At 67.9% G+C, this 18,322-nt stretch carries 1 protein-coding gene (only partly in view); it reads right to left on the bottom strand.

The annotated features are described in order from the left end of the window. Positions 1-18,322, bottom strand: the 3' portion of a protein-coding gene (locus ACHQ4I_RS16635) for a non-ribosomal peptide synthase/polyketide synthase (RefSeq protein ID WP_420772605.1). 7,112 nt of this gene lie beyond the right edge of the window; only the last 18,322 of its 25,434 coding nucleotides appear in the window; its start codon lies beyond the right edge, outside the window; its stop codon occupies positions 1-3.

The following is an 18,322-nucleotide window of genomic DNA, read 5'->3' on the forward strand; positions in this document are numbered from 1 at the left end:
TCAGGCCCGCTCGGCATGCGCCCAGACGTTGGTCAGGACGTGGCCGATGCGGGCGAGGGCGGATTCGGAGGTCATGCGCCAGTGCGAGGCCTGGACGGCGTGGTTGTGCACGGTGCCGTCGACGGCGTCGGACCAGCTGGCCGCGCCGCTGGCCCCGGTGGGGTCGTCGAGCGCGGCGGTGAAGTAGACGAGATTGCCCTTGTAGGGCCGTGGACGGTAGCGCGTGATGAGCTCCAGGGAGTGGGTGCCGGCGTCGAGTACTCGGCCGAGTCGGTCGAGGCCGAAGGAGGCGAACGGTTCCGGGAGGTCGGCGATGCGGCGGGCGAGTTGGGTGCGATCGAGTTCGGTATCGGCGTCGTCGGCCTGTTCGCCGAGGAGCCCGCCGAGCAGATCGGCCACCGGAACCGTCGCCGTCTCGTCCACCGTGATGTGCAGCGAGCTGTCCATCATGGCCAGCAGCGCGACTCGCTGGCCCTGATCCTGCAGTTGGTTCGCCACGGCGTGCGCGAGCACACCGCCGAGCGACCAGCCGAGCAGGTGATAGGGGCCTTCCGGCTGCACGGCACGGATCGCACGAACATAGTCGCCGGCCCAGTTCTCGATCGAATCCGGCAGTGCCGCTGTCGAATTCAGCACCGGCGACTGGATGCCGTAGATGCCACGCTCCGGATCGATATGTGCGGCCAGACCGGCGAACGACCAGGCGACGCCGCCGACCGGATGAATGCAGAACAGCGGTTCGCGGGCACCGCCGGGACGCAATGGCAGTAGGACATCGAAGGCGGCCTGGGCATCGACGCGGCCGCGACCGGAGCGGTGCAGTTCCAGTTGGGCGATCAGATCGGCCGGTGTCGGCGCGGCGAACAGCCACACCACCGGGATCTGTTCGGCAAGAGCGGCACTCAGTTGGGTCGCGAGGCGAGTGGCGAGCAGCGAATTGCCGCCGCGTTCGAAGAAGTTGTCGTCCACGCTGATTCGCTCGACCTCCAGCGCCTCCGCGAAGACGGTGCAGACCAGCTGCTCCAACTCTGTTTCCGGGGCCTGGAATTCCCGGCTGGCCAGCTCGGGCCTGGGTAGTGCGGCCCGGTCGACCTTGCCATTCGCGTTGAGCGGCAGGGTTTCCAACCGCATCAGCACCGTTGGCACCATGTAGCTCGGCAGCACCTCGGTCAGCGCGGATCGCAACGCGTTCGGATCGACCGGATCGGTGGCGGTGAAATACCCTACGAGCATGGCATTCTCGCCACCGTGATGGGCGACGACGATGGCCTCGGACACCGTCGGACGCGAACGCAGCGCATGCTCGATCTCGGCGAGTTCGATGCGATAACCGCGCACCTTCACCTGGAAGTCGCGGCGCTCGACGTATTCGAGATTGCCATCCGCACCCCAGCGGACCATATCGCCGGTCCGATAGATTCGCGTGCCGGGTGCGCCGAACGGATCGGCCACGAAGCGTTCCGCGCTCAGGTCCGGCCTGCCGTGATAGCCGCGGGCCAGCTGTGCGCCGCCGAGATACAGCTCACCGGTGACGCCCGCCGGGACCGGATGCATGCGGTCGTCGAGCACATAGACCTGGTTCCCCGGCTCTGGTGTGCCGATTGGGACCACCGGGTGAGGGATGCCGGTTTCGGTGCGGAATCGGGTCACCGACACCGCGGCCTCGGTGGGGCCGTAGAGATTATCGATCCGGGCGGCGGTGAGCGCGGCGACGCGGTCGACGGTCGCGGCGGGCAGTGCCTCACCGATGACCAGCAACCGGCGCAGCGATCTCGGCAACCGCCGGTCGCCGCAGACTTCCACCAGCATGGCCAGCAGCGATGGCACCAGCGTCACGGTGGTCACCGAGGCGCGTCGGATCAGATCCACCACGCCCGCCGGATCACGTTGCGCGCCCTGCGGTGCCAGTACGACGCGGGCACCGGTGCGCAAGGCCCACCAGAACTCCCATACCGACAGATCGAACGCGGCCGAGGTCATCAGCAGGGTGGCGTCATCGGTGTCGAGCGCGTATTCCGACTGCAGCCAATCCAATTGGTGCGCCACCGCACCGTGCGGGACGGCGACGCCCTTCGGTGTTCCGGTCGAACCCGAGGTGAAGATGACATAGGCCGTATTGGCCGGGGTCAGTGTCGTCACCCGTTCCTCGGCACGCACCGGGCTGCTGTCGAGGACACCCGCGGCGACCGAGATATCCAGCACCACATCGTGATCCACCACGGCCTCGGGCAGCATCGGGCGCTCCGCAGAGGTCAGCACCAGCGCCGGGTTCGCGGCGGCGAGTACGCTCGCGGTTCGCTCCAGCGGGTGGGCCGGATCCAGGGGCACATACGCGCCGCCCGCGGCGATCACCGCGTACATCGCGACCAGGAGTTCCACACTGTGCGGGATGGCAATGGCCACCAGCGATTCCGGGCCGATGCCGCGCCCGATGAGGGCGCGAGCAAGCCGATTGACCCGAGCGGCGAACTGGGCGTAGGTCACCGTCGCGGCGTCGTCGACGATTGCCACCGCATCGGGCGTCTTCGCGACTTGTGCCTCGAAGGCCGCCGCGAGCGTGGCCGGTCTGAACTCGCGCTCGGTTCGGTTCCAGGTCACCAGCATGCGTTCGCGTTCGGCGGGGTCGAGCAGCGCGAGATCGCCCACCGGGACGTGCGGTGCGGCGCAGATCGCGGCCAGCAGGCGCTGCAGGCGACCGGCGAAACCCGCGACGGTTGATTCATCGAAAAGTGCCGTCGCATACGTGATGGATGCGGCCATCCCCGCCGGATTCCCATCCGTGTCGTAGCGGTCGGTGACGACCAGATGCAGATCGAATTGCGATACTTCGGAGTCGAAATCCGCTGCCGTGGCGGTCAATCCGTCCAGCGCGAACTTCGCTGCGGCCTGGTTGTGGAAGGAGAAGCCGACCTGGAACAGCGGGTGCCGCGCGGTGGAGCGTTCCGGGTTCAGCACCTCGACCAGCCGCTCGAACGGGACGTCGGCGTTGGAGAAGGCGGCGACGTCGGCGGCGCGCACCCGATCCAGCAGTTCGGTGAAATCGGCGGTCGCATCAACCGGAGTGCGCAGCACCAGGGTGTTGACGAACATGCCGACGACATCGTCGAGTTCGGCCGCGCCCCGGCCCGCGACCGGGGTGCCGACGGCGATATCGGCGGATCCGGACAGCCGGGCCAGCAGTACCGCGAATGCGGCGTGCAGCACCATGAACAGCGTCGCACCGGTGCCCCGGCCCAGTTCCGCCAGACTCGCCTGCATTTCGGCATCGATCGTGAAGTCGACATGGCGGCCACGGGTGGAGACGATGGCGGGTCGTGGCCGGTCGGTCGGCAGGGTGAGTTGTGCGGGCAGGCCGGTGAGGGTTTCGGTCCAGAACCGCAGCTGCTGGGAGATCAGCGAATCCTGGTCGTCCTCACTGCCGAGCAGATCCCGTTGCCACCGGCTGTAATCCGCGTACTGCACCGGCAGTGGCGCCCAATCCGGCGGTGCGGCCTGCTTGCGTGCGGCATAGGCGACCATCACGTCACGGGCCAATGGGGCCAGCGACGAACCGTCGGCAGCGATGTGGTGCACGACCACGACCAGCACATGCGCACCCAGGTCGGTCGGTCCCTCGACCGGGCGGAACAGTCGGGCCCGCACCGGAACCGCGTCGGTGACATCGAATCCGCCGCCGACGAAATCCGCGACCGCCGAGGTCAGATCGTCGACCGGCACCGGAATCGGCGCCAGCACTGGCACTCCCGCCTCGGCCATGGGCAATACCACTTGCACCGGACCGTTTTCGCGCTGCGGGTAGACGGTGCGCAGCACCTCGTGACGCTGCACCACATCGGCGATGGCCGCGTTCAGCGCCGCGATATCGAGTTCGCCGGTGAGCCGCACCGCGAGCGGAATGTTGTAAGCGGTGGACTGGCGGTCGAGGCGGTTGAGGAACCACATGCGCTGCTGTGCCAGCGACAACGGAACCGGATCGGATCCAGCTCGCCGGGTCGGTGCCGGACGTACGCGTGCCGCGGTCGGATCGGTGGCGGCGGTGTCGAGAGCGGCGGCCAGGGCCGATACCGTCGAGTTCTCGAAGACCAGCCGCACGCCGACCGAAACGTCGAGGCGGGCGCCGAGTCGTGCGGCCAATTGTGTTGCGGTCAGGGAGTTTCCGCCGATCGCGAAGAAGTCGTCATCGAGGCCGACCGCCGTCTGCGACCCGAGCAGTTCGGCGAAGACCTCCGCCACGATCCGTTCCGCGGTCGTCTGCGGCGCGCGGAAGGCCGCGGTCCGGAACTCCGGTTCCGGCAGCGCTTTTCGATCCAGCTTGCCGACCGGTGTCAGCGGGAATTCATCCAGGACCATGATGGCGGCGGGCACCATGTAGGCGGCGAGTGCGCGTCCGGCGAAGGCGGTGAGTTCGGCGGTGTCGATGGTGCGGCCCGCCGCGGCGACCACATACGCGACCAGCGAGACCGTGCCCGCGGCGTCGGTATGTCCGATGGTCACCGCGAATTCGACGGTGTCATGGGCCGAGAGCACCGCGTCGATTTCACCGAGTTCGATGCGCAGACCGCGCACCTTGACCTGATGGTCGGCCCGCCCGACGTATTGGATCGCTCCGGCGGCGGTCCAGCGCACCAGGTCACCGGTCCGGTACAACCGCCCGCCTGCCGGACCGTAGGGATCGGCGACGAACCGATCCACCGAAAGACCCGGCCGCGCGTGGTATCCACGAGCCAGTCCGGGGCCGCGCAGATACAGCTCACCGGTCACACCGTCCGGGACGGGTTGTAGCCGGGTATCGAGCACGACCGCGGACATGCCGTGGATCGTGGTGCCGAGATCGAACTCGCCTGGGCGCAGCGGCGCACTGATATTTGTGATGATCGTGGTTTCGGTCGGTCCGTAGGTGTTGTGGAAGGCCCGCCCGATCCCCCAGCGCTGCACCACATCCGGGCCGTAGGACTCGCCGCCGACCGTCAGGTGCGTGAGTTCGGGCAGCTCGCCCGCGTCCAGCGTCTGCAGCACCGCGGGTGTGATGAATACGTGGGTTACCCGCTGATCGCGGATCAGCGCGGTCAATTCGGCGCCGCCGTAGACACCGGCGGGCGCGATCACCAGCGCGGCGCCCGCGGGCAGTGCGAGCAAGAGCTCGAGCATGGACGCGTCGAAGCTGGGCGATGCCACATGCAGGACGCGCGATGTCGCGGCGACCTCGTACCGATCGCGTTGTGCGCGGGCCACTCCCGCGAGTCCGCCGTGGGTGGCGAGCACGCCCTTCGGAATGCCGGTCGAACCCGAGGTGTAGATCATCCACGCCGGATTGGCCACCCGCACCGGACGCGTCAGCTCCGCAACGCCGAGCGGGGCCGCACTCGAATGCCGCATACGCGCCGCCGTAGCGGGTGCGTCGAGCACCAGCCATTCGGCGGTGCCCGGCAGTGCCGTGCGATATGCGTTGAGCGTGAGGCCGATGGCGGCACCGGAATCCGACAACATGTGCGCGATGCGGTCCGGCGGATAGGTTGGATCGACGGGCACGAAGGCCGCCCCCGTCTTTGCCACTGCCCATACCGCGAGCATGGATTCGACCGAACGCGGCATCGCCACGGCGACGAAATCCTCGGCGCCGATGCCGTGTCCGATGAGCATCCGTGCCAGTCGGGATGATTGCTCGTCCAGGGTGCGGTAGGTGAGTTCCCGATCCTCCGAGACCAGTGCGACTGCGTCGGGATTCATCGCGACAGCGGCGGCCATCAGTTCGGCGAGGGTACGCGGCCGGACCGGTTCGTCGCCCCGCCGGCCGAGCAGTTCGGCGCGTTCGGCGGGGGCGAGCACGTCGATCGCGCCGACCGGCGCGGACGGATCCGCGGTGAGTGCGCCGAGGACACGGCCGAATCGGCGCAGCAACCCAGCGGCCGTGGCGTCATCGAAAAGGTCGGTCGCGTAGTTGAGTTCGACCGCTAGGTGACCGTCGGCATCGAGGTCGGCCGCGACGGTGAACTGCAGATCGAATCGGGCCACCGGCTCGTCGAATTCGACGGCCGTCAGCTCCAGACCCGGCAGCGCGACCGCCTCCGCGCCGGCGTTCAGATAGCTCAGCGCCACGGTGAACAGTGGATGCCTGGACTGCGAGCGCTCGATGCCGAGTTCGTCGGCGACGCGTTCGAAGGGGACGGTGGCATGGGCGAACGCGGCCAGATCGACCGTCCTGGTCTCGGCGAGCAGATCGGCGAACGAGCGGGCCGGATCCGGGTGGGTGCGCAGCACCAGGGTGTTGACGAACATGCCGATCAGGTCGTCCAGCGCCGCCGCGCCGCGTCCGGCTACCGGGGTGCCGATGGCGATATCGCCGGAACCCGAGAGCCGGGCCAGCAGCACTGCCAGCGCGGCGTGTACGACCATGAAGGGGGTCGCGTTATGCCGCAGGGCGAGTTCGTGCACTCGGGTCCCGACACCGCCGCCGATTCGGGCGCGGACATTGCCGCCGCGCTTGGACGCGATGGCGGGGCGTGGTCGGTCGGTGGGCAGCGCCAGCTCTTCCGGCAGATCGCGCAGCGCCTCGGTCCAATACGTGAGCTGCTGTGCCGCAACCGAATCCAGTTCGGCAGTCTGCCACAGCGCGTAGTCGGCATACTGGGCGGCAAGTTCCGGCCAGACGGGAGTGCCACCGATAACTCGGGACAGGTAGGCCGACAATAGATCTCGCAGCAGCGGTCCCATCGAGTAGCCATCCGCCGCGATGTGATGCAGCACCGCGACGAGCACATGGCTGGTCGCGTGTTCCCGCAGCAGCACCGCGCGCACCGGCACCTCGGTGGTGACATCGAAACCCGCGCCGAGGAATTCGGCGATCCGGTCGTCCGCCGGACCATTCAGGGTTTCGAGCGCCAGCCGCACCGGGGCCGATTCGGCGGACAGGATCACCTGGTGGCCGGTGCCGCCCGCATCGGCGGGATACACCGTGCGCAGCACCTCATGACGGGCGACCACATCCGCGAACGCGGCACACAGCGTCGCGGCGTCCAACTCGCCGCCGATCCGCACCGCGACCGGGATATTGTGCGCCGCCGAGTCCGGGTCGAGGCGATTGAGGAACCACATACCGCGCTGCACCGGAGCCAGCGGGATCAGCTCCGGGCGATGCCCCGCGATCAACGGCACTACCAGCTCGTTTGCGTCCGCATCGGCGACCAGACGGGCGGCAAGCGTATGCACGGTGGGCGCCTCGAACAGCGCCCGCACCGGCACTCGGCGACCGAGCCGCTCGCCCAGCCGGGCCAGCACCCGCGTGGCGATCAGCGAGTTGCCGCCCAGGTCGAAGAAGTTGTCGTCGGCGCCGATCGGCGTCCGTACCAGTACCGCCGCGAAGGCCTCGGCGACCAGTCGTTCGGCCGGAGTGACCGGTGCGCGGTAGGCGACGCGGTCGAATACGGGCTCCGGCAGGGCATTTCGGTCGAGTTTGCCGGAGGTGTTGAGTGGGAAGGCAGCGAGCACGACGATCGCCGAGGGGATCATGTATGACGGCAACGCATCCGCCGCGGCGTCGAGCACCGCCTGACGGAGACCGTCTTCCGTACCGGTCACGTAGCCGACGAGCTGATCGCCGGTATTCGTCGCGACAACGCGGGCGGCGGCCTGCGAAACACCGGGCACAGCGGCGAGTACCGCCGCTATCTCGCCGAGTTCGATGCGCTGGCCGCGGAACTTCACCTGGAAGTCGGTACGACCGAGGTACACCAGTTCAGGGCTGGCACCGCTGGTGTCCCAGCGGACCAGATCACCCGTGCGATACATGCGCTGACCGACCGGACCGAACGGATTGGCCACGAAGCGATCCGCGGTCAGATCGGGCCTGCCGTGATAGCCGCGGGCGAGCTGGGTCCCCGCGAGATACAACTCCCCCGCCACACCGGGCAGCGTCGGCCGCAGCCGAGAATCCAGCACGTACACCCGGCTGTTCCATTCCGGATTGCCGATCGGCATAACGGCACGGTCGATCTCGCCGGTGACATCGCGGTAGGTGATGCTCACCGCCGCCTCGGTCGGACCGTAGAGGTTGTGCAGCCGAGCCGCGCTCACCGCACCGAAGGCACGCACGGTCTCGGCGGGTAGCGCCTCGCCGATGACGAATACCGTGCGCAGTGTGCCGAGATCGGCATCCAATGTCTGCGCGGCGAACGCGCTCAACATCGACGGCACGAAATCGGTGACGGTAACGCCGTATTCGTCGATCACCGCGGCGAGGTAGCCGGGATCGCGGTGGCCGTCCGAGGTGGCCAGCACCAGGGTCGCGCCGATGCGCAGCGGCAGGAAGTACCCCCACAGGGAGACGTCGAAGGTCGTCGCCGTCTTCTGCAGGTACACGTCCTCGGCCGTGAGTTGGTACTGCGACTGCATCCAGGTCATCTGGTTGACGATCGCCGCATGGGAGACGCTGACGCCCTTGGGTTTTCCGGTGGAACCCGAGGTGAAGATGACATACGCCGGGTTCTGCGGGTGGATCGGCGCGGTGCGTTCGTTCACCGCGATCGGATCGTCGGCGTAACCGTCGAGCACGACGGTATCGACACACACTGTCGCACCGGTGTAACCGAAGTCCGCTCGATCGCGCGAGGTCGTGAGCAGCGCGGCGGGTGCTGCGATGTCGAGGATGTGCGCGATGCGCTGAGCCGGATGATCCGGGTCGATCGGCACGTACGCGCCGCCCGCCTTGAGCACCGCGTACATCGCGACCACCAGGTCGGTGGACCGTCGAATCGCCAGAGCCACCAACGATTCCGGGCCGATCCCGGCCGAGATCAGCTGCCTGGCCAACTGATTGGTCCGGCGATCCAGTTCGCCGTAGGAGATGGTGCGGCCGGTGGTTCCGTCTTCGGCCGCGAAGGCCAAGGCGATATCGTCGGGTGTCGCGGCGGCCTGCGCCTCGAACTCGTCGAGCAGCATCTCCGCGACGAACGCGGTGTGCGCGGAGTCGTTCCACGCCGTCACGACGCGCTCGAGCTCGCCGGACTCGAACAGATCGATATCGCCGACCACCTGCTCCGGATCGCCGATCACCGCGGCCAGCAGCCGGGTGAAGCGGGTGCCGAAGGTCGCGATGGTCGCCTCGTCGAACAGGTCGGTGGCGTAGGTGAAGCGCAGCGCGTCATCGGTGACGGTCAGCTGGAGATCGAATCGGGTTGTCTGGTAGTCGATGTCGTATTCGGCGACGGTGACGCCCGCCAGCTCCACCGATACCGGTGCGAGATTCTGGAAGAACAGCGCGATCTGGAACAGCGGATGCCGCGCCTCGGAGCGCGGCGGATCCAGCACCTCCACCAGCCGCTCGAACGGCACATCGGCGTTGGCGAAGGCATCGAGATCGCCATCGCGGACGCGGCGCAGCACCGCCGCGAAGGCGTCCGAACCGGGCACTTCGGTGCGCAGCACCAGGGTGTTCACGAACATGCCGACGAGATCATCGAGTGCGGCCTCGCCGCGGCCCGCGATCGGCGCGCCGATGGCGATATCGGCCGTGCCGGAAAGGCGCGCGAGCAATGTGGCCAGCGCGGCATGCACGACCATGAACGAGCTGGCGTCGTACTGCGCGGCGACGCTGGCTATTCCGTCGCGAAGTGCGGCATCGAGCCCGATGGTGATGCTCGCGGCGGCATGGCTGGCGACGGCTGGACGTGGCCGATCCGAGGGCAGATCCAGTTGTGCGGGAAGCCCGCTGAGCACGTGGTTCCAGTAGCGCAGTTGCCGGGCGGCCACCGATTCCGGATCGTCTTCGGCGCCGAGCACTTCCCGTTGCCAGAGTGCGTAATCCGCGTACTGAACGCTCAATTCGGTCCAGGTGGGTGCGGTGCCGGTGGCGCGCGCGGCATATGCGGTGGCGATATCGCGGGCCAGCGGCGCCATCGAAAAGCCGTCCGCCGCGATGTGGTGCACCACGAGGGCGAGCAGGTGTTCCCGATCCGACAGCGTGGCCAGGCCGATGCGTAGCGGCACCTCGGTGGTCACATCGAAAGGCGCGGCAACCAGATCCATCAGTGCGGCGGCGATATTCGACGGATCCAGCTCGACCATCTCGGGCACCTGGTCCAGAATCCGCTGGTATCCAGTGCCTTCGATGTCGGTGTATATCGTGCGCAGGGTTTCCTGCCTGGCGACCACATCGGCGATCGCGACGGCCAGCGCCCCGGTGTCGAGATGCCCGGTGAGCCGGAGGGCGACCGGGATATTGTTCACCGTCTCGTCCGGGTCGAAGCGGTTGAGAAACCACATCCGTTGTTGCGCGGGTGAGAGCGGGATCAGGTCGGGGCGCGGTCGCGCGGTCAGCTGTGGGCGGGCGCTGGTGCCAGTGAGCCGCGCGGCGCGTGCGGCCAATCCGGCGACCGTCGGTGCCTCGAACAACATCCGCACCGGGACTTCGGCATCCAGCGCCGCGCCGAGCCGAGCCGCTACCTGGGTGGCTATCAGCGAATTGCCGCCGAGGGCGAAGAAGTCGTCGTCGATGCCGATGCGCCCGACGCCCAGCAAATCGCCCATGATCTCGGCGACGGTCTGCTCGGTCTCGGTCGTCGGGGCGCGGTAGGCGGCGGCCTCGAATACGGGTGCGGGCAATGCGGTGCGGTCGAGCTTGCCGGAGGCATTGAGCGGGAGGGCATCCAGCGCGACGAAGGCGGAAGGCACCATGTAGGCGGGTAGCTCAGCCTCCAGCGCCACACGTACACCATCGATGTCGACAGACTGCGCGGCAACCACATACGCCACCAGCTGATCGCCGAGCCGGTCATCGGTGCGCACGACGACAACAGCCTGGTCGATGACATCGAGCGCGGTGAGCGCGGATTCGATCTCGCCGAGCTCGATCCGCAACCCACGCAACTTCACCTGGAAGTCGGTCCGGCCCAGGTACTCCAACTCGCCGTCGGCATTCCACCGAACAAGGTCACCGGTGCGATACATCCGCTCCCCGGCAACACCATGCGGATTCGCGACGAACCGATCGGCGGTCAGTTCCGGCCGGGCCACATAGCCGAGCGCCAACTGCGCACCGACCAGGTACAACTCGCCCGGTACGCCGATCGGCACCGGCCGCATGCGCGCATCCAGGACCAGCAGGCGGGTATTGAATACCGGCCTGCCGATCGGCACCGATACCGTGTCGGCATCGGTGACCTCGTGGAAGGTGACATCTACCGCGGCCTCGGTCGGCCCGTACAGATTGTGCACGCGAGCGCCGGTCAGTTCGCGAGCCCGCTGTGCGGTCGCTGCGGGCAGCGCCTCGCCGGAGGCGAATATCGCACGCAGCGTGCCACATTCGCGCGGTTCGGCGAGAAATACCGCCAGCATCGAAGGTACGAAATGTGCGACGGTGACCCGCTCATCGTTGATCAGCCGTGCCAGATAGGCGGGATCACGATGGCCGTCGGGCCGCGCGACAACCAGACGTGCCCCGATCTGCAACGGCCAGAAGAACTCCCAGACCGAGACGTCGAAGGTCGCCGGGGTCTTCTGCAATACCGCGTCGTCGGCGCGCAGACCGTACTCGGCCTGCATCCACACCAACCGATTGACGATCGCGCCATGCGATACCGCCACACCCTTCGGCCGTCCCGTCGAACCGGAGGTGAAGATGACATAGGCCGCATGCCCCGGCGACAGCACGCCGAGCCGATCCATCGTGGTCAGCGGTGCGGGCGAGTATCCGGTCAGATCGAGGCGATCGATCCGGACCTGCCGCGCCGCGCCGACTTCCAGGTCCAGGCCCGCGGTGAGCACCCATACGGGCCGCGCCGTCTCCAGTACGTATTCGATCCGGTCGGCCGGATGGTCGGGGTCCAGCGGCAGGTACGCGCCACCGGCAACCGTGACCGCGTACATGCCGACCACGAGGTCGAGCGAACGCCGCATACCCAGTGCGACGACCGAATCCGGTCCGACGCCCTGTCCGACGAGCCAGCGTGCCAGTCGGTGCACCTGATCGGCGAATTCGCGATAAGTCAGCGTCGCGTAGCGATTCGATGAGGGGTGGTGGTCGGGCGACGGGTGGGCCAGCGTCGCGTAGCGGCTCGATGAGGGGTGGCCCTCGAATGTCACCGCTATCGCGTCGGGTGTCCGCAGCACCTGTTCCTCGAACCGCGACACCAGGGTCTGCGTGCCGTCCACCGCGAACGAGGTGTCATTCCACCGATCGAGCACCAGCGCGCGCTCGGCACGATCGAGCAGTTCGATATCGCCGATACGAACACCTGGATCGGCGACGACCACCTCGAGCACCCGCAGGAAGCGAGCGGCGAAGGATTCGACCGTCCGCCGGTCGAACAGATCCGTCGCATAGCGCATGACCGCGCGCACCGCGGTGCCCTCGCCCGCCGCGTGCTCGGCGAGTTCCAGTGCGAGGTCGAACTGCGCGACCTGGTTATCGATCGGGTAGGCGGCGACATCCAGCCCGGGTAGTCGCAGCATCGTATCGTCGCGGTGCTCGTAGGTCAGCAGCGTCTGCACGATCGGTGAATGTGACTGCGAACGCACCGGATTCAACTCGTCGACGAGCCGCTCGAATGGCAGATCCGCATGGGCGAAGGCCCGGATATCGGTGGCGCGCACCCGGCCGAGCAGTTCGGCGAAGGATGTCTCGGCCGCCACCTCGGTGCGCAGCACCAGGGTGTTGACGAACATGCCGACGAGATCGTCCAGCGCCTCCTCGGCCCGACCGGCGACCGGAGTGCCGATCGCCACATCGTCAACGCGAGCCGAGCGAGCCAGCAGGGCCGCATAGGCGGCGTGCAGGACCATGAACGACGAGACTCCGTGCCTGCGTGCCAGATCCGCGATAGCGGCGGTGAGCTCGGCGGTGATCGCGAACTCGACCGCCGCCCCGCGACCGGAGGCAACCGCGGGACGCGGCCGGTCGGCGGGCAGCTCGAGTACCGGGGCGAGTCCGTCGAGTTCGGCGCGCCAATGCGCGATCTGGCGAGCCAGCACGGACTCGGGATCGGCGGCGGAACCTAGTAAGTCGTGCTGCCACAGCGTGAAGTCCGCGTATTGGACCGGCAATGGCCGCCAGCGCGGTGCTTCGCCAGCGGTGCGAGCGCTGTAGGCCACCATCAGGTCGCGAGCCAGCGGGGCGGTTGAGACACCATCGGCGGCGATATGGTGCACCACCACGACGAGTACATGATCGTCTGCGGCCACCCGGAACAACTTGGCACGCACGGGCATTCGCGAACGCAGGTCGAATCCGATCGCTGCGACATCGACAATCGCTGCGACCAAGTTGGATTCGGCGATATCGACGCACGGTAGCGCCAGTTCGATCCCCTCGCTGAGCACCACCTGTGCGGGACCGGCTGCGTCATCGGGGAATACGGTGCGCAGCGACTCGTGCCGTGCGACGACATCACCCAGCGCCCTGCGCAGCGCCTGCTCATCCAATGCACCGGTCAGGCGGATGGTGATCGGAATGTTGTAGACCGCAGAGTCGGGATCGATCCGGTTCAGCAGCCACATCCGAGTCTGGGCCAGCGACAGCGGAATACGGGCGGGACGCTCCTTGGCGACGAGTGCGGGCCGGGCAGCGCTGGGCGAATCGGTCACCCGCAGCGCCAGTTCGGCAACTGTGGGTGCCTCGAAGATCTCGCGCACGGTCACCGCGCACCCGAAAGCGGCGTTGGCGCGTGCGACGAGACGCATGGCCAGTAGCGAATTCCCGCCACGAGCGAAGAAATCGTCGTCCGCGCCGATACGTACGCCACCACCGATGAGATCGGCGATCAGCGCGGCGAGGACCGATTCGACGCCTTCGCGGGGGGCACGGAATTCTGTGGTAGTACCGGATACTTCCACCGCGGGAAGGGCAGCGCGATCGAGCTTGCCGACCGTGGTGAGCGGCATCTCGTCGAGCACCACCAGATGCGCGGGCACCATATACCCGGGCAGGTGATCGCGCACCTCGGCCAGCACCGCATCCGAAGACAGCTGCGCCCCACTGACATAGCCGACCAGGCAGTCATGGCCGGAGGTGTCCTGGACCAGAACGACCGCGGCATTCGTCACGCCCGCCACCGCGGCCAGTGCCGACTCGATCTCGCCGAGCTCGATGCGCTGACCGCGCAGCTTGACCTGGAAATCATTGCGACCCAGGTAGACCAGGTCGCCCTCGCGATTCCAGCGCACCAGATCACCGGTGCGGTACATCAACCGGCCGGGCACCCCGAACGGATCGGCCACGAAGCGCTCGGCCGTCAACCCGGCCCGCCCGTGATAGCCGCGGGCCAGTTGGTCGCCCGCGAGATAGAGCTCACCCGTGACACCGATCGGCACCGGCCGCAGGCGCGCGTCCAGCACGTAGGCGCGGGTGTTCCAGCACGGACGGCCGATGGCGACGTCACGGCCGGATTCGGCATCGGCAGCGGTGAATTCGTGATAGACCGCCGAAATCGCCGCCTCGGTGGGGCCATACGCATTATGCACCGCGCCGCCGACGTGTTCGCGGATCGCCGCGAGCAGATCCGGCGTGAGTGCTTCACCGCCGCAGTGCAGATGCCGGAAGGAACGCAGCGCATCCCCCATGCCCTCACCGATCAGCGCCGCGAGCACCGACGGCACGTATTCCGCGATGGTGATGCCGTGCTCGCGCAGCAGCCGGGCGAAGTAGTCCAGGTCGAGATGCCCACTCGGACGGGCGATCACCAGCGGTGCGCCGACCGCGATCGGCAGGAAACACTCCCACACCGAGACGTCGAAGGTGAGCGGGGCACGCTGCAGGATCCGGTCGGCCGCGGTGACGCCGTAGCGGAATTCGAGCCACCGCAGCTGATTCATAATGGCGCGGTGGGTGACCGCGACGCCCTTGGGGCGGCCGGTCGAACCGGACGTGAACAGCACGTAGGCCGTATTGTCCCGACGCAGTGGCGCGCGACGCTCCGGTATCGTCCGGGCATCGAATCCGGTGAGATCGAGGTCGGTGAGATCGACCACCCGGACGCCACCTAGTTCGGGCAGGGCAGCACCGCCGACCGCCAGCACCAGAGCCGGTGCGGCACTGTCGACCACCTGCGCGATCCGGTCGGCCGGATGGGCCGGATCCAAGGGCAGGTACGCACCGCCAGCGCGCACGATCGCGTACATCGCGACGAGCATGTCGATCGACCGCAGCGCGGCGAGACCGACGATCGTCTCCGGACCGATACCGGCCGAAATAAGCCACCGTGCAACGCGATTCACCTGTGTCTCGAATTCGGCATAGGTAACCGCGGTGTCCTCGAAACGCACCGCGACCGCGTCCGGGGTCGCGGCCACGCGGGCCATCAACAGGTCGTCGAGAGTCGCCGGGGGCAGCAGCCGGGTGGTGGCATTGCGATCCGACAGCAGCAATCCGCGTTCGGCCACCGACAGCAGCTCGACATTGCCGACAAGTGTGCCGATGTCGCGGACCATGGCGCGCAGTACTCGCTCGAAACCCGACAGGAACCCGGCGACGGTGTCCTCGTCGAAAAGGTCCAGCGCGTAATGCAAATGCACATCGATGCCGTCGGCCGACCCGTCGGCGGCGTAGCGGTCGGTCAGTGTCCAGTCCAGGTCAAGCTGGATCGGCGCGGGACCGATATCGAGCGCGGCGATGGACAGTCGGTGCAGCTGGAAGTCCGGCTTCGACTGGTTCTGCAGCGTCATCGCCACCTGGTACAGCGGCGCGTGTGCCTGCGAGCGAACGGGATTCACCACATCGACGAGCTGTTCGAAGGGTACGGCGGCGTGATCGAAGGCGGCCAGATCCGCCGCGCGGACGGTCGCGAGCAGGTCACCGAGTGTGGCTTCGGCACGCACCTCGGCGCGCAGCACCAACGTGTTGACGAACATGCCGACCAGGTCGTCCAGGGCTTCGTCGCCGCGACCGGCGACCGGCGTGCCGACCACGATGTCATTGCTCGCGCTCAGGCGGCTCAGCAGCACGGCGAGCGCGGTGTGCAGCACCATGAACGGGGTGACCCGATGCGTGGCCGCCAACTCCTGGATGCCCTGATGCAGGTCGCGATGCAGACGGCCGGTGATAGCGCCGCCACGGTTGGTGGCGACAGCGGGCCGTGCCCGGTCCGCGGGCAGCGGCAGCACCTCGGGGACGCCCGCGAGCCGGTTGGTCCAGTACTTCAGTTGATGGGCCAGCAGCGACCCCTTGTCGTCGGCGCGGCCGAGTGCGTCGCGTTGCCAGATCGCGAAATCCGCGTACTGCACGTCGAGCGGTCCCCAGGAGGGGGCGACATCGGCACATCGCGCCACGTAGGCGGTGGCCAGATCGCGGGTCAGCGGTGCGAAGGACCAGCCGTCGGCGGCGATGTGGTGCACGACGAACAGCAGCACGTGCACCTGCAGGCGGCCGCGCGGCGCTGCGGATTCGCCGTCGTCGATGCGTAGCAGCCGCACCCGCAGCGGAACCTCGGCCGTGACATCGAATCCGGTCTGGGCCGCGGACGCGATGAGTTCGGGGAGTTCGGCCGCCGACACCGAACGGGTGACGAGCTCGACCAATCTGGTTCCTGCGGGCAGCACCAGCTGCGTCGCGGCGCCGTCGTGTTCGGGATAGATGGTGCGCAGCGTCTCGTGCTTGGCGATGACATCGGCAATGGCCCGTTCCAGCGCGGGCACATTCAGCACGCCGGTGAGGCGCAGCGCGAACGGAATGTTGTATCCGCCGCTCGCCGTATCGAATCGGTTCAGGAACCACATGCGCTGTTGGGCGATCGACAGCGGAATGGGCTCGTGGCGATCCTGAGCCGTCAACGGCGGCAAGGCCGGTGGCGCGGTTTCGACGTCGGCCGGACCCACGGTGATCCGGCGGGCCAGCTCGCGCACCGTCGGGGCGTCGAAAATGGTGCGCACCGGAACATCCGTCCCGGTCGCCTTGGTGAGGCGGGCGGCGAGCTGGGTGGCGATCAGCGAATTGCCGCCGAGGGCGAAGAAATCGTCATCCGCGCCGACGGTCCGCGCACCGAGCAGCGCGGTGAAGGTCTCGGCGACAAGCGTTTGCGCGGGACCGCTCGGCGCCCGGAATTCGGCGGCGGCGAAAGCCGGTGCGGGCAGCGCCTTTCGGTCCAGTTTTCCGGAGACGGTGACCGGGAAATCGTCGAGCAGGACAAAGGCCGACGGGACCATGTACGCGGGCAGCCGCCGCGCCAGTTCGGCTCGTACGACGTCGGTATCGAGTTCGCCGTCCGTCACCAGGTAGGCGACCAGTTGATCGCCGGTGCCGTGATCGTCGCGGACCAGGACGACCGCCTGCGCGATCCCGGCAACCGCCAGCAATGCGGATTCGATCTCACCGAGTTCGATGCGCAGGCCGCGGATCTTCACCTGGAAGTCGGTGCGGCCGACGAACTCCAGCACTCCCGGCTCGCGCCAGACGACCAGATCGCCGCTGCGGTACATGCGGGCGCCGGCCGGGCCGAACGGATCGGCCACGAACCGTTCACCGGTCAGATCGGCCCTGCCGAGATAGCCGCGGGCCAATTGCGCACCGGATAGATACAGCTCACCGGGAACGCCCACCGGGACCTGGCGCAGCGAGGCGTCGAGCACGTAGGCGCGGGTATTCCAGTTCGGCCCGCCCAGTGGCAGTGTGCCGCCGTCGCCATCGGTGACCTCATGGGCACTGACCTCGACCGCCGTCTCGGTGGGGCCGTACATGTTGTGCACCCGCGCACCGGTCAGCGCGCGTGCCCGCTGCGCGGTCGCCGCGGGCAGCGCCTCACCCGAGCAGAACACGTGCCGCAGTGCGGGCACATCGATTTCATCCGCGACGAAGATCGCGAGCATGGACGGTACGAAATGCGCGACCGTAATCGACTCGCGTCGCATCAGATCAGCGAGATACCCGGGATCGTGGTGACCGTCGGGGCGAGCCAGCACCAGCCGGGCCCCGACCTGCAAGGGCCAGAAGAACTCCGGCACCGAGACATCGAAGGTCACCGGCGTCTTCTGCAGCAGCGCATCGGTGCCGTCCAGCGCGACATGTGCCGATTGCATCCACAGCAGCCGGTTCACGATCGCGCCGTGACTCATGGCCACGCCCTTGGGCCGACCGGTGGAACCGGAGGTGAAGATGACGTAGGCGGTATTGGCGGCCCGCAGCGGCGCACGCCGGTCGGCATCGGTGATGGGGGCGGCCGAGTAGCGGGACAGGTCGAGCCGATCGATGCGAACCTGCGGGGCGGCGATATTCAGACGGCCACCGGAGGTCAGCACGCAGAGCGGCCTCGCGGTATCGAGAATGTGACCGGTGCGCTCGGCCGGATGGTCCGGATCGAGCGGCACGTACCCGCCACCCGCCACGGTGATCGCGTACATGCCG

The organism is Nocardia nepalensis, assembly GCF_048910785.1.
Taxonomy (GTDB): Bacteria; Actinomycetota; Actinomycetes; order Mycobacteriales; family Mycobacteriaceae; genus Nocardia; species Nocardia nepalensis.